The organism is Alsobacter sp. KACC 23698, assembly GCF_045348435.1.
Classification (GTDB): domain Bacteria; phylum Pseudomonadota; class Alphaproteobacteria; order Rhizobiales; family Beijerinckiaceae; genus Alsobacter.
This window is the reverse complement of the sequence record NZ_CP157484.1, coordinates 3,293,704-3,307,261: the sequence shown is the minus strand read 5'-3', so window position 1 is coordinate 3,307,261 and position 13,558 is coordinate 3,293,704. Positions and strand designations below refer to the sequence as shown.

Here is a 13,558-nt window from a genome sequence, read left to right as displayed (position 1 = left end):
TGAGCAGGAGACCTGACCCATGATCCACGTCACCTTCCCCGACGGCGCCGTCCGCGAATTCGCTCCCGGGACCACCGGGCTCGACATCGCCAAGGGAATATCGCCCTCGTTGGCCAAGCGCACCGTCGCGATGACGCTGGACGGCGCGCTCACCGACCTCGCCGACCCGATCGACCGCGACGCCCGGCTGGAGTTCGTGTCCCGGGACGACCCGCGGGCGCTGGAGCTCATCCGGCACGACGCCGCGCATGTGCTGGCCGAGGCGGTGCAGACGCTGTGGCCCGGCACGCAGGTGACCATCGGCCCGGTGATCGAGAACGGCTTCTACTACGACTTCGCGCGCAACGAGCCCTTCACCCCGGAGGACTTCCCGGCGATCGAGGCCGAGATGCGCCGCATCATCGCGCGCGACAAGCCGTTCACGAAGGAAGTGTGGAGCCGCGAGAAGGCCCGGCAGGTCTTCGGCGACAAGGGCGAGGCGTTCAAGCTCGAGCTCATCGACGCCATCCCGGAAGGGCAGGATCTCAAGATCTACCGCCAGGGCGACTGGTTCGACCTCTGCCGTGGCCCGCACATGACCTCCACGGGCAAGATCGGCGACGCCTTCAAGCTGATGAAGGTGGCCGGCGCCTATTGGCGCGGCGACAGCAACAATCCGATGCTGACCCGCATCTACGCGACCGCCTTCGCCAAGAAGGAGGATCTGGAAGCCTACACCCGCCAGCTGGAGGAAGCCGAGAAGCGCGACCACCGCCGGCTGGGCCGGGAGATGGACCTGTTCCACTTCCAGGAGGAGGGGCCGGGCACCGTGTTCTGGCACCCGAAGGGCTGGACGCTGTTCCAGTCCCTCATCTCCTATATGCGCCGGCGCCTGAGCACGCTGGGCTATGACGAGGTCAACGCGCCGCAACTCCTCGACAAGTCTCTTTGGGAGACGTCCGGCCACTGGGGCTGGTACCAGGAGAACATGTTCGCGGTGAAGTCGGCCCACGCCTTCATGCATCCGGAGGACCAGGACGCCGAGCAGCGCGTCTTCGCCCTGAAGCCGATGAACTGCCCTGGCCATGTGCAGATCTTCAAGCACGGGCTGAAGAGCTATCGCGACCTGCCCATGCGGCTGGCCGAGTTCGGCGCGGTGCACCGCTACGAGCCGTCCGGCGCCCTGCACGGGCTGATGCGGGTGCGCGGCTTCACCCAGGACGACGCCCACATCTTCTGCACGGACGAGCAGATGGAGGCCGAGTGCCTGGCCATCAACGACCTGATCCTCAGCACCTACAAGGATTTCGGCTTCGACAAGATCGTCGTGAAGCTGTCCACGCGGCCCGAGAAGCGCGTCGGCAGCGACGCGCTGTGGGACCGCGCCGAGACCGTGATGATGCGTGTGCTGGAGAAGATCGCCGCCCAGTCGGGCGGGGCGATCGAGACCAGCATCAATCCGGGCGAGGGCGCGTTCTACGGGCCGAAATTCGAATATGTGCTGCGCGACGCCATCGGCCGCGACTGGCAGTGCGGCACCACGCAGGTGGACTTCAACCTGCCGGAGCGGTTCGGGGCGTTCTACATCGCCGACACCGGCGAGAAGACCACGCCGGTGATGATCCACCGGGCCATCTGCGGCTCCATGGAGCGGTTCACCGGCATCCTGATCGAGCACTTCGCCGGGCACTTCCCGCTGTGGCTGGCGCCGCTTCAGGTCGTCGTGTGCCCCATCACGCACGAGGCGGACGGCTACGCCAAGGAGGTGCTGGCCGCCGCCCGCCGGGCGGGACTGCGCGCCGAGGCCGATCTGCGCAACGAGAAGATCAGCTACAAGGTGCGCGAGCACTCGCTGGCCAAGGTCCCGGTCATCCTGGCCGTCGGCAAGAAGGAGGCCGCCGAGCGCACGGTGTCGGCGCGCCGCCTCGGCTCGCCCGACCAGACGACCCTGTCGCTGGACGTCGCGCTGCGCAGCCTCGCGGCGGAAGCCGTCGCGCCCGACCTGAAGCGCGACGACGAGGAGCGCATGGCGGCCGAATAGGCCGGCGGCCTGCGGCTCAGCGCTTCACGGTCTTGATATAGGCGACGAGGTCGGCGACCTCGCTGCGGTTGAGCTGCATGTCCGGCATCTTCGGATGCGGGTTCATGAGGAACTTCTCCAGCGGGACGGAGCCGGCCGGCCGCGTCGCGATGGTGGCGAAGGGGGGCGCATCCGTCTTGGCGGAGGTCTGCCCGGGCGCGACCACGTGGCACTCCGCGCACCAGCGCTTGGCGATCCGGGCGCCGTTGGCGGCGTCCGCGGCCTGGGAGGAGCCGGCGCTCGCGACGAGGGACGCCAGTCCGGCGAGAGTCGCGGCGACTCGGAATGCGGAACCATGGGACATGTGGGCTCATCCGGATTGCGAAGGCCCACAGGCTCGCGCATTCCGGGCGCCGCGTCGACGATCTTGATCAATGGAGCCGACGAACCGGGTCTCGGTTTTTTGGTTGTCGCATGCTTCGAGCGAAAAGCCGGACTCCACCTTTTCGCAGCATGCGCTAGCCGGCCAAGGATGCGGCGTGCGGGGCCGGATCCTGCGCCGATCCGCATTCGAGCGAGCGGCGCAGGTCCTCGATCTCCAGCCTGATGGTCTGAGCCTCCGCTTCCAGCATGGTGGTGGTGCTCAACAGGTCCGAGGCGCACCGGTCCGACAACTCGGCCGCCTCGCGAATCGCATTGGCGCTGCGTGAGGCCTTGGCCGCCATCTCCGCCGCGGTCGCGATCGTCATGGCGATGTCGGTGGCGGTGTTGCTCTGGCGCGTGACCGTGCCGGCGATGCCCTGCGTGGTGTCGCGCGTGATCTTGAGGCCGTCCAGCATTCCCCGCACGCTCTCGATGGAGGTGCGCCCGGCGCGCTGGATCGCGGTGAGCTGGGCGCTGATCTGGCCGGTAGCGTCGGAAGTCTGGGCCGACAGGAGCTTGATCTCCTGCGCCACCACTGAGAAGCCGCGGCCGGCCTCCCCGGCGCGGGCGGCCTCGATGGTGGCGTTGAGCGCCAGCATGTTGGTCTGGTGCGCCACAGCCCGGATCATCTGCACGACCCGGTCGATCTGCCGCGTGGCGTTGTCGAGGTCCGAAAAGGCCTCGCTGCTGCGCCCCGCCTGGGCGATGGCCTCGTCGAAGGTCTGCAGCGCGCCGGTGACGGCCCGTTCGGCTTCGATGCCGATGTCGGAGATGGTGGCGGCGCTGACGGCGATGTGGTCGACGTTCTGGGCCGAGGCGTTGGAGATGTCGGCTGCGCCGGCGCTGCCGTCGCGGGCCCGCGCGGCGGCCTCGTTCATGCGCGAGCATTGCACGGAGATGTCGGCGATGATCCGGCCGAGCGTGTCGATGGAGCCGCCCAGCCGGCCGCCGAGCGCCTCGACATGGGAGAGGATCTCGGCGTCGCGGTTGAGCATCGCCTCGCGCTGGTCGCGCAAGGCGAGCTCCGCCTGCTGGGCGGCGGCGGTTCGGCTGGCTTCCTCCAGCGCGAGCCGGGTGATCCTGGCGCGCGCGACGATGATCACCACGGCCCCGATCAGGGCGGTGCCGACGAGCCCGATCAGGACCAGGGCCAGCGCCTGTCGGCGGATGACCTGCATGGTCTCCTCGGTGGACAGGCCGACGGCGACGATGAGGTCATGCCCGACGACGCGCTTGAACGCGCCGGAGCGCTCCACGCCGTCGATGGGGCTCGCCATCCGGAAATTGCCTTGCGGCGCCGCCGTGATCGCCTGAAAGAAGGGCGTGCCCAGGATGGACGCGCCCGTCGAGTTCTGCGACGTCGCCCGCCGGGAGCGGATGAGGCCGTCCACGCCCACCAGGGTGACCACGCCCCCCTGGCCGAGATCGACCGCCTCGTACAGCCTGGAGAAATGGTCGGGGTCGGCGGAGGCGACGATGACGCCGGCGAACCGGCCCTGGCGGTCGGTGATGCGGCGCGTGAGCTGGATCGACCAGCGTCCCGAGGCGCGCCCCAGCACTGGCTTGCTGACGAAGAGCTTGTCGTCGGCGCTGTTCTTGTGGACCAGGAAGTGCTCGCGGTCGCTCAGATTGACCGCCGGCGCCGTGGTCGGGATGTTGCTGGCGCGCAATTCCCCATCGGCTCCAATGATCGCCATCTGGAAGATCATGCTGTCGAACTGGGCCGAGCGCTTGGAATAGGCGGCGGCCATGAAGTCGCTGGGGTCGTCCTCGTAGAGAGCTCTCAGGACCAGCAGGGACTTGTCCACCTCGCGGATCGCCCGGCTGGCGTTTTCGGAGAACAGGGTGGCCAAGTTGGAGGTGGTGCGGTCGACGAGGGCCTGCGCGTGATCATATTCCGACCACAGCATCGCGGCGATGCTCATCCAGACCACGAGACCCATCGCGACGCCGAACTGGATCGGGGTCGTCGTGAGTCTCTCAATCCAGCCGGGCGACGTTGTGGACGACAAGGCTTGCTCCTTCGCGCCATTGTCATCTGAAATTGTAATTTTGCGATTAACAACCCTAAAGACGTCAAGTGCTAGGGTTCGCCCTCGGCCGGACCGGCCTCCTCAGCGGGCGAGCACCTCGATGTCGCGATCGAGGCCGGACTTCACGCTGAACTCCTGCGTGTAAACCTTGCCTCCGTTGCGGGCGATGGCGACGTATTCGCCTTCCGCCAGCGTCATGGACGGGAAGGCGCCGATGGCCTCGCGGATCGTATCGCCGCCGGGCGTCAGCACGCTGAACGCCGTATTGGCCAAAGCCTCGCTGCCGGGCGCGGTGACGAGCTTCAGGATGATGGTCGCCGCCTTATGGCGCAGCGTCGCCTCGGTGATCCGGCCCGCCTCGACCTTGAGGTCGGCGGACATGATCGCGTTGCTGTCGCCATAGGTGGACACCACCCGGTAGCCGCCCTCCGGCAGGCGCAACATGGCGCCGCCATGGGCCGCCTCAACGACCAGGCGCCCTTCCGGATCATTGCCCAGCGGCAGATAGACGTTGAAGCGCAGCTTCTCCGGCGGGATCGTCGAATCGCCGATCACGCCGCCGAGGATCAGCCCGCCGGCGTTGATGACCAGGCTCTCGCTGGTCGACGCGCCGCCCATGACGACGCGCTTGACGGCGCTGGCCAGCCCATAGGCGGCATGGACCGTGTAGACGCCCGGCTCCAGCGACAGCGTGGGGGCGGCGGCGCGGGATTCCTGCAGCAGCGTGGCGGGGCCTCCGTCCTGCGGATCGGAATACACGCGCCACACGACGCCGGAGCGGATCGGGCCCGCCTGTCCGCCCAGGACGGCGCTGAGGCTCAGGGTGCCGCCGTCGCGATGCACCGAGGACGTGGAGGGGCCGCGCGGGATCGCGCTGGACGGGGCCGGGGCCCCGGGCGCCGGCGCGAGCGGAGGCTGGGCCTGGTCCGGCGCGACCAGGGGGAAGGGGAGCGCCGGAGAGGCAGGCAGCGCCGGGCCGCGCTCCTGCGGGGCGGCCTGCGGCGGCGCGTTGACCTGCGCCCCCGCAGGGGCTGAGGCCAGCATGGCGAACCCGGCGAGGGCGAGGATGAGCGCGGTCTTCATGTCGTCCTTGGCCGCCGGCGGGCGGGGAGGTCTGGTCATGGCGACCTTCTGCACGGCTTGCGCCGTCTGGCAAGCCGGCCGGCGCGAAGCGCCCGTCGGCCGCGCTAGCGGGTGGCCGTCTCCGCGGCGCTGTCGCGATGCACGAGGTCCGTCGCGGCGGTCAGGAGGTTGTCCGCCGAAAGCGGCCGGAATGTGAACTCGACGGTGTGTTCGCCGGCCGGGACCTCGACGCCCCTGAACAGCAGGTTGGCCTTGAGCACCGTCTTCTCCTCGCCGTCGACGCTGACTTCCCAACCCGGATAATAGAGATCGTGCAGGACGAGGACGCCAGCTTTCTCGGTGGAGACGATCAGCTTCACCGCGTTGCGCTTGTAGGACTGGATCGTCACCTTCGCGGCGTTCGGCCGGTCGTCGGCGGAGGGATCCTCGGTCGTGTAGTTGGCGTCCAGAAGCTCCATGTCGGACTTGTCGATCAGGGCTTCGGTCGTGCGGTCGAATTCGGGCAGCTCCTCGTCAGACAGCACCTCCTCGGTCTCGACCGGCTTCAGGCGCGTCGCCACATAGGCGCGGGGCGCGGCCGGGGCCAGGCGATAGATCCACATCGCGTCGGAGGCGTAGAGGAGGGTGGCCGAGCCCAGCCGCGGGAAGTGGCGCGGCAGCTTGTCGGCCGGCCGGTCCAGAACGAGATATTCGAGGCCGAGCAGGCGGGCCAGATTGCAGCGGTAGCCGCGGAACGTGCCCGGGAACTGGCGCAGGCGCAGTTCGACGGCGTTCTCGCCGGGGCCGACCGCCTTCTCGTATTCGGCGATGCGCAGGGCGTTGTAGCCCACCGTGTCCTCGATGCCGAGCACCATGGAGGCGTTCTGCCAAGCGCCGGTGAGGCCCAGGATCTCGACCCGGGGCCGCTCGCCGCGGGCGTGGCGTTCATCGAGTTCGCGCTTCAGCACGTTGAGGCCAGCGAAATCGGCCGGCTTCAGGTTGTTGTAGATGGCGTAGCGGCTGGCAGGCTCGGCGTTGAGCGCCGAGGCGGCGTTGCGCCAGACCAATTCGCCGCCGGTGGCCGCGACGAGCAGAGCCGCCGCGATGGCGCGGGTGCGCCGGCTCGTCTGCTGCATGGCCAGGCTGAGCCCCACCGCGGCGATGGCCACGAAGAGCGCCACCTGCACGCTGGCCTCGGTGAGGTGGCCGACGCGACGGGAGAACACGAGGCCGGACACGACGAGGCCCAGCGGGATCAGGATCGCCGCGCCCTGCCGCAGCCGCGCGATCCAGGGCCGGATCCGCTCGGCCGCCGCGCCCGCCCCGTCCGTCACGTAACGGTGCACGCAATAGCCGGCGCAGAACGCCAGCGAGATGTTGATCAGGAAGGTGGCGTCCGCGGGCCTGCGATAGAGCGAGATGCCGGGCACATGGTCGAAGAGCTGGACGAAGACGGGAGTGTAACGCCCGAGCGCATAGATCACCGCGAAGACGCCGACGAGGCCGAAGAAGCGCAGGTCGCGCGTGAACAGCCGGCCGCGGGCGACGCCCTGCCAGAGCAGCAGCACCGCCGGAATGGTGCCGGCGAAGATGTAGTTCACGGCGCGGTCGGTGTAGGTGCCCTCGGGGATCGTGTCCCACATCGGGCCCCAGTAATCATAGGTGTGGTTCAGCGTGCCGAAGATGTTGGGCGCGAGGAGCGTCACCAGGCTGGACGGCGGCAGCGAGTTCATCGCCGCCACGCCGTAGCTGATGGCCGGGCGATTGGAGTCGGCCAGGAGCTGCATGGTGAGCAGCGCCGGAATGGCCAGCATGGCGACGATCACCACGGCCGCGAAGGCGAGCAGGGGCGCCCGGCTGGCGGCGAAACGCAGCGGGCGCTCCGCCGCGAGGCTCTGGTCGACGACGGCGGCCGCAATGGCGAGGCAGCACAGGAACGCGACCTGGTCGCGCCCTAGCGCCATCAGGCCGGCGCAGACCGCGAATGCCAGCGCGGCGCGCCAGGATTTCCGCTCCAGCGCGATCTCCACGAAGAACAGGGCCGGCAGGAAGAACGAATAGGAGAAGATCATGCCCGTGTGCTGCAGGCGGGCCGCGGCCGAGCCTCCGAGCACGATCATCATGGCCGCCGCGACCGCCCCGATGGGGTGCCAGCCGCGCCGCCAGAAGAGCCCGAGCGCCGCGAAGGCGGGCAGCAGCAGATGGGCGAAGACGACCCCGTCGAAGAGCTGCATCGACGCTTGCGGCGCCAGCCAGGCGAACAGCGCCATGGTGGGCGTGAACAGTAGCGACTGCGGGTCCGCCACCGAGGGATGGCCGCTGAAATGGAAGGGGTTCCAGAGCGGCCACTCTCCCTGCGCCAGCGCGGCGCCGAGATAGCGGAACATCGGATAGAAGTGGTTCTTGGAGTCCCACGGCACGACCGAATCCGTAGCCCACCAGGCGGCGGCCGCGAGGACCCAGAACGCCAGGACGGCTGCTACGGCGCGAAGCGTCGTGGGCGCGTCCCAGAGGGAGGCGGTGGGCGTTCTGCCGGGATCGCGCGTCATGGTGTGCTGAACTCTGCCTCGTGCGGGGGCGGGTGCGCCGATCTTGACGTCGCCTTGAGCCGGCTCTAGCTCTCGGAAACCTCTCGCCCGGTCGCCCGGCCTTCTGCGCCCCATCTTCTTGGTTCCGCACTCAACCATGAGGCGCATGAATGGCCCATGAATGCTTCGCTTCCGCCGCTCCCGCGGTGTTTGCCCGCCTTGTCCCGACCCCGACCAGGATCCTCCTGATGACCGACGCGCTGACCCTTCTGGAGACCCGCCGCTCGCTGCCTCCGCAGCTGATGACCGGACCCGGGCCGACCGCGGCGGAGCTGGAGACCTTGCTGCGGATCGCCACGAGAGTGCCCGACCACGGCAAGCTCGCGCCGTGGCGCCTCATCGTCATCGAGGGCGAGGCCCGCGACCGTCTCGGCGCCGAAGTCGGGCGCATCTTCGCCGCCCAAAACCCCGAGGCCGACGCGGACCGCGTCGCGGTGGAGCGCGGCCGCTTCAGCCGCGCGCCGCTGGTGATCGCCGTCGTGAGCCTGGCCGGCCCGCATGTGAAGATCCCCGAATGGGAGCAGACCCTCTCGGCCGGCGCGGTGTGCATGACGCTGTGCGTCGCCGCGAACGCGATGGGCTTCAGGACCGCCTGGCTGACCGAATGGATGGCCTATGACCGCCAGGCGCTCCAGGTGCTGGGCGTTCGCCCGCAGGAGCGCGTCGCCGGCTTCGTCCATATTGGCCGGGGCGAGGGGCAGGCGGACCGTCCGCGGCCCAATCTCGACGATGTCGTCACGCGCTGGGGCGCATGAGATTCACGAGTCGATTCAACCTGCAGGGGCGTCGCTTTCATGTTCTACGATACTGTCAGCTACGCCCACGGTTTGCCGCACGATCCGCTGAAGGCCATCGTGGCGCCGCGCCCGATCGGCTGGATCAGCGCCATGAGCGCCGACGGGGCGGTGAACTTGTCGCCCTACTCGTTCTTCAATGCGTTCTCGACCCGCCCTCCCATCGTGGGCTTCTCGTCGGAGGGGCTGAAGGACGCTGTCGCCTTCATCAGCGAGACGAAGGAGTTCGTCTGCAATCTCGCCACCTGGGACCTGCGGCATGAGATGAACGCCACCTCGGCGACGCTGCCGCGTGGCGAAAGCGAGTTCGCCCATGCCGGGCTGGAGCAGGAGGCGTCCCGGCTGGTGCGTCCGCCCCGGGTGAAGGGGGTCGCGGCCGCGCTGGAGTGCCGCCTGTCCGAGATCGTGAAGCTGAAGACCTCCACCGGCGAGGAACTCGACCGCTGGCTGGTGCTGGGCCATGTCGTCGGCGTCTATATCGACGAGCGCTTCATCCGGAACGGGCTCTTCGACATCACGGCCGCCCAGCCGATCGCGCGCTGCGGCTATCACGACTACGCGGTCGTGAACGAGGTGTTCTCGATCGTCCGGCCGCAGTGACTCAGCTCCTCCGCCCGCCGCGCTCCAGCGTGCGCAGGGCGCGGCGCAGGTGAGGGCGGTCAAGCATTTCGCCATCCAGGCCGATGACGCCCGCCCCGGGCTGGGCCTCGAACAGCGCGACGATTCTGGCGGCTCTTTCGAGGGCCTCGGCCGAGGGCGTGAAGACGCGGTTGATCGTGGACACCTGCCCGGGATGGATCGCCATCTTGGCGGTGAAGCCGTCTCGGCGCGCCGCCTCGCATTCGGCCACAAGGCCCGCCTCGTCCCGGAAATTCGTAAACACGGTGTCGATGGGCGCAGCGTCGGCGGCGTTGGCGGCGAAGAGCGTAAGCGTCCGCGCCAGCCGGTAGGGATCCGCATAGGTTCCGTCTTCGGCGCGGTTGGTCTCCGCGCCCAGGTCGGCGGAAAGATCCTCGGCGCCCCAGGTGATGCCGGAGAGGCGATGGCTCGCCCCCGCATAGGTGCCCATATGGAAGATCGAGCGGGCCGTCTCCGTCGCGATGGCGACGATGCGGGTGGCGCCGTCCTCCAGCTCGCATTCGGCCTCACGCACCGCGAGCTTGGCGGCGGCGTGCTGGACGTCGACGCCCGACGAGGTCTTGGGCAGGAAAATCCCGTCCGGAGCGCCCGGCATGACGGCGTCGAGGTCGAGGTCCGTGAGGCCCGTGTCGAGCGCGTTCACCCGCACATAGAGCCGCGGCCGTCCGGGCCGAGCCCGCGCGTCGCGCAGGACCGCGAGCACGGTTCGGCGCGCCGTGGGCTTGGCCTCCAGGGCGACGGAGTCTTCCAGATCGAGGATCAGGGCGTCGGCCTCGCTGGCCAGGGCCTTCTCCAGCTTGCGGGGGCTGTCGCCCGGCACGAACAGCAGCGAGCGCATCGGCTCAGGCCCGAGGCTGCTTGCGCATGAAGGCCTGCCGGCGGCATTCGGCCACCAGCGTTCCGTCCTGCTTGAAGGCGCGATGCACGAAATCGACGATGCCGGCGTCCGGACGAGACCGGGATTCACGCTTGGCCGCCACCTCGGTGACGCAGCGCACGGTGTCGCCCTCGAAGAGCGGGGCCGGGAAGCGCACGTCGGTCATGCCCAGATTGGCGATGGTGGTGCCGACCGTGGTGTCGTTGACGGAAATGCCGATCATCAGCCCAAGCGTGAACAGCGAATTCATGAGCGGCTGCCCCCACTCCGTCTCGGTCGCGCAGAAATGGGCGTCGATGTGCAGCGGCTGCGGGTTCAGCGTCATGTTGGAGAACAGCATGTTGTCCATCTGGGTGACCGTGCGGGTGAGCCGGTGCTGGATGGTCTCGCCGACCACGAAATCCTCGAAATAGAGCCCTCCGCGCGCGTGGCGCCGCTGCTCGCGGGCCGGATCCACCGCCACTGTCGCCTCAGACATGTCTTCGCTCCCTCTGACACACGCCGGCGCCGCCGCCGCATTGACTGAACGTTTACCATAATCGCTCACGGTGAAAGGCCAGACAGCCGGCCGGCTCGCGCCGGCGCGCTTGGAGTCACGATGTTCCTGTTCACCACCCCCACGGCGACGCCCGAGACGCGGGCCCAGAGCCCGGTCGTGGACGCGATCAGGCAGGGGTCCGAGCAGACTGGGACCAGTTTCGGCTACCTTCTCCAGACAGCGCAGCGCGAATCGTCGCTGGATCCGGCCGCGAAGGCGAAAAGCTCGTCGGCCTCAGGGCTGTTCCAGTTCATCGAGCAGACCTGGCTGGGGCTCATCAAGACGAAGGGGGCGGAGCACGGGCTCGGGCCGCAGGCGCAGGCCATCACGCAGTCGCAGCAGGGCCGCTACGACGTGCCGGACCCGGCCGCGCGCCAGCAGATCCTGCAGCTGCGCAACGACCCGCAGACCGCCGCCGTGATGGCGGGAGAGCTAACGCGCCAGAACACCGCGGCGCTGACCTCCGCGCTGGGCCGGCCGCCCAGCTCCGGCGAGCTCTACGCGGCGCATTTCCTGGGCGCGGCAGGGGCGGGCGAACTCGTCAAGCGCGCCCAATCCACCCCCCAGGCCAGCGCGGCCGAGGTGTTTCCGGACCAAGCCGCCGCCAATCGCGCCGTATTCACGGACCGGGCGACCGGACGGCCGAAGACGGTCGGCGAACTCTATGCGTCGCTGGCCAGGGCCGGCGCGCCGCAGGCCATTCCGGCCGACCCCGCCGCCTGGGGCGCGGCCGGCCAGCAGCCTCAAAGCACGGCGCTCGCCTATGCGCGGCAGGACGGGCCGCCCATGCACGGCCTGTTCAGGACCGAGGGCAGCCGGGCGCCGATGAACCAGACCGTGGCGCGGCTCTGGGCGGGGCTTCCCGCCGCCAGGGCCGCGGACGACGCGCCGCGATTCTACCCGCGCACCGCCTCGCTGGGCGCAAGCTCCACGGCGTCGGACGCCGTTCCGGCGGGCGTCGCGACCATCGTCACGACGCCGGCCGCGCCGGCCCAGGCCGCAGCTGTTCCGATGCCGCCCGAACGCCCGGCCGAGTTCGGCCCCTCGGTCAGGACCGCCGACCAGACGGGCGTCGATCCGGCCAAAGCCGGCGGCCGGCGCGCCCGCGCGCCGCTGGACCTGCTCTCCTTCATGAAGAAGGCCGTCCCATGATCATCCGGCGCTTCCTGGCCTGGACCCGCACGGCCCCCGCCGAACCGCGCGCCGCCGCCACCGGGGCGCTCGCCCGGGCCTATCTCACGGCGGACATGGACGCCCACGCCAAGGCCGAGGCCGAAGCCGCCCTGACGCTGGCCCTCGACGACCCTTCGCCGCTGGTGCGCGCCGCCTTGGCTGACGCCCTGGCCGGAGAGGCCGGCGCGCCGCGCCACCTTGTGGCCGCGCTGGCGTCCGACGCGCCCGAGATCGCGGCGTTGATTCTGGAGCGGTCGCCGCTGCTTTCCGACCCGGAGCTGATCGACCACGCCGCCATGGGATCGGCGGCGACCCAGGCCGCCATCGCCCGGCGGGCGGACCTGTCTCCCGCGGTCGCGGCGGCGTTGGCCGAGGTGGCGGAAGCGGACGCCGTCCTGGCCCTGGTGAGCAACGCGGGCGCGGTGATCCCCACCTTCTCGCTGGAGCGGATGATCGAACGGTTCGGCGGCGACGCGGACCTGCGACGCGCGCTGCTGGAACGGCCTGACCTGACCATCGGGGTTCGCCTGTCGGCGCTGCTGGCCGGGGTGCGTGCTCCCGGCGCGGACGCCGCTTCACGCGACGGACTCTCGCCGGCCCGATGCGAGCAGCTGCAGCGGGACGAGGAGGAGAAGATCGTGCTCGCGCTGGCGGCGCGCAGCGACGACGACGAACTCACCGGGCTGGTCGCGCATCTGCGGGCGGCTGGACGGCTGACGCCCGGGCTGTTGCTGCGCGGGCTTCTCTTCGGCGAGCAGCGCCTCGTCGCCGAGGCCGTGGCCAATCTGGTGCGGCTGCCGGCGCGCCGCGTGGCCGCCCTCATGGCCGAGCCCCGCTCGGGAGGCTGGCGAGCCCTCCACCGCAAGGCGGGGCTGCCGCAACTCCTGCTCGGCGCGTTCCAGAGCGCGATCGAAGCCGCGCGCGCCGAGGCGGGGAACGACGGATGGTCAGGCGGGCCGGCTTTGGCGCGGCGGGTCATCGGCCGCGTCATCGCCGATTGCGTGGCGATGGGCGAGGATACGGGCGGCCGCGTGCTCGTGCTGCTTCGCCGATTCGAGGTGGACATCGCCCGGGATGAGGCCCGGTGGGCCGCCGACGCCATGCTGGCCAGCATGGCGCAGGAGAGCGCCTCGGCGCTGGCCATCGCCGCTCCGGCCAACGCCGATCCTGCGGCTGAGTCGGCCGACCCCTTTGGCGCTCTCGGCGCGACCGCCGCCAATGACGGCCCGGCGGAGCCGGACTTCCTCGATGCATCCGAAAGCCCGCAGCCGAGCGAGCACGCGGCGCCGGATGGGGCCGTCCTGGAGAACGGTTCCGACGCGGAGCCGCAAGCTCCGCGCACCGGGAGGGCCATCTTGGAAGACGACCCAGACTTCAAGGCGTTCTTCGCCAAGGTCAGGGCCGAGCTCGTCGCCAAGGCGGCCTGAGCGGA

Annotated in this window: 11 protein-coding genes; 5 read left to right on the top strand and 6 right to left on the bottom strand. The window is 69.9% G+C overall.

The genetic code is table 11. The annotated features are described in order from the left end of the window. The first annotated feature begins 19 nt into the window (after positions 1 to 19). Positions 20 to 2,020, top strand: coding sequence for a threonine--tRNA ligase (gene thrS, locus ABEG18_RS15675; protein ID WP_406853984.1), 2,001 nt, complete (start codon positions 20 to 22; stop codon positions 2,018 to 2,020). A gap of 16 nt (positions 2,021 to 2,036) precedes the next feature. On the opposite strand, the gene ABEG18_RS15670 is transcribed toward thrS, so the two are convergent. The 4 genes from ABEG18_RS15670 to ABEG18_RS15655 form a co-directional block, all read right to left on the bottom strand. Then, positions 2,037 to 2,363: a c-type cytochrome gene (locus ABEG18_RS15670; protein WP_406853983.1), complete on the bottom strand. Its 327-nt coding sequence runs from the start codon at positions 2,361 to 2,363 to the stop codon at positions 2,037 to 2,039. A 154-nt stretch (positions 2,364 to 2,517) separates the two neighbouring features. Further along, the gene (locus ABEG18_RS15665) at positions 2,518 to 4,434 is read right to left on the bottom strand and encodes a methyl-accepting chemotaxis protein (RefSeq protein ID WP_406853982.1); all 1,917 of its coding nucleotides are present in this window, start codon (positions 4,432 to 4,434) and stop codon (positions 2,518 to 2,520) included. Positions 4,435 to 4,536: 102 nt separating this feature from the next. Then, complete coding sequence (locus tag ABEG18_RS15660) at positions 4,537 to 5,577, bottom strand: hypothetical protein (RefSeq protein WP_406853981.1); 1,041 nt, start codon at positions 5,575 to 5,577, stop codon at positions 4,537 to 4,539. 65 nt (positions 5,578 to 5,642) lie between these two features. Beyond that, positions 5,643 to 8,066: a YfhO family protein gene (locus ABEG18_RS15655; protein ID WP_406853980.1), complete on the bottom strand. Its 2,424-nt coding sequence runs from the start codon at positions 8,064 to 8,066 to the stop codon at positions 5,643 to 5,645. A gap of 227 nt (positions 8,067 to 8,293) precedes the next feature. Here ABEG18_RS15655 and ABEG18_RS15650 point away from each other — a divergent pair, with 227 nt between their 5' ends. Together ABEG18_RS15650 and ABEG18_RS15645 are read left to right on the top strand one after the other, a co-directional pair. Beyond that, the gene (locus ABEG18_RS15650; protein WP_406853979.1) at positions 8,294 to 8,860 is read left to right on the top strand and encodes a nitroreductase; all 567 of its coding nucleotides are present in this window, start codon (positions 8,294 to 8,296) and stop codon (positions 8,858 to 8,860) included. Positions 8,861 to 8,899: 39 nt separating this feature from the next. Further along, the gene (locus ABEG18_RS15645; RefSeq protein WP_406853978.1) at positions 8,900 to 9,499 is read left to right on the top strand and encodes a flavin reductase family protein; all 600 of its coding nucleotides are present in this window, start codon (positions 8,900 to 8,902) and stop codon (positions 9,497 to 9,499) included. Position 9,500: 1 nt separating this feature from the next. Here ABEG18_RS15645 and ABEG18_RS15640 read toward each other — a convergent pair whose 3' ends face one another. Beyond that, a complete protein-coding gene (locus ABEG18_RS15640) occupies positions 9,501 to 10,376 on the bottom strand; it encodes an HpcH/HpaI aldolase/citrate lyase family protein (RefSeq protein ID WP_406853977.1) in 876 nt (291 codons plus the stop codon). A gap of 4 nt (positions 10,377 to 10,380) precedes the next feature. After that, the gene (locus tag ABEG18_RS15635) at positions 10,381 to 10,893 is read right to left on the bottom strand and encodes a MaoC family dehydratase (protein WP_406853976.1); all 513 of its coding nucleotides are present in this window, start codon (positions 10,891 to 10,893) and stop codon (positions 10,381 to 10,383) included. 120 nt (positions 10,894 to 11,013) lie between these two features. On the opposite strand from ABEG18_RS15635, the gene ABEG18_RS15630 reads away from it, so the two are divergent. Continuing rightward, on the top strand, positions 11,014 to 12,105 hold the full coding sequence (locus ABEG18_RS15630) for a lytic transglycosylase domain-containing protein (RefSeq protein WP_406853975.1): 1,092 nt from the start codon (positions 11,014 to 11,016) through the stop codon (positions 12,103 to 12,105). After that, a complete protein-coding gene (locus ABEG18_RS15625) occupies positions 12,102 to 13,553 on the top strand; it encodes a DUF2336 domain-containing protein (protein WP_406853974.1) in 1,452 nt (483 codons plus the stop codon). Before ABEG18_RS15630 ends, ABEG18_RS15625 begins: the two co-directional genes overlap by 4 nt. Positions 13,554 to 13,558: the final 5 nt, after the last annotated feature.

Excerpts from the sequence above, each read along its gene's own strand:
- ABEG18_RS15645 (WP_406853978.1), top strand. The coding sequence starts at position 8,900 with ATGTTCTACGATACTGTCAGCTACGCCCACGGTTTGCCGCACGATCCG.
- ABEG18_RS15660 (WP_406853981.1), bottom strand. The coding sequence starts at position 5,577 with ATGACCAGACCTCCCCGCCCGCCGGCGGCCAAGGACGACATGAAGACC.
- ABEG18_RS15635 (WP_406853976.1), bottom strand. The coding sequence starts at position 10,893 with ATGTCTGAGGCGACAGTGGCGGTGGATCCGGCCCGCGAGCAGCGGCGC.
- thrS (WP_406853984.1), top strand. The coding sequence starts at position 20 with ATGATCCACGTCACCTTCCCCGACGGCGCCGTCCGCGAATTCGCTCCC.
- ABEG18_RS15670 (WP_406853983.1), bottom strand. The coding sequence starts at position 2,363 with ATGTCCCATGGTTCCGCATTCCGAGTCGCCGCGACTCTCGCCGGACTG.
- ABEG18_RS15625 (WP_406853974.1), top strand. The coding sequence starts at position 12,102 with ATGATCATCCGGCGCTTCCTGGCCTGGACCCGCACGGCCCCCGCCGAA.
- ABEG18_RS15640 (WP_406853977.1), bottom strand. The coding sequence starts at position 10,376 with ATGCGCTCGCTGCTGTTCGTGCCGGGCGACAGCCCCCGCAAGCTGGAG.
- ABEG18_RS15630 (WP_406853975.1), top strand. The coding sequence starts at position 11,014 with ATGTTCCTGTTCACCACCCCCACGGCGACGCCCGAGACGCGGGCCCAG.
- ABEG18_RS15655 (WP_406853980.1), bottom strand. The coding sequence starts at position 8,066 with ATGACGCGCGATCCCGGCAGAACGCCCACCGCCTCCCTCTGGGACGCG.
- ABEG18_RS15650 (WP_406853979.1), top strand. The coding sequence starts at position 8,294 with ATGACCGACGCGCTGACCCTTCTGGAGACCCGCCGCTCGCTGCCTCCG.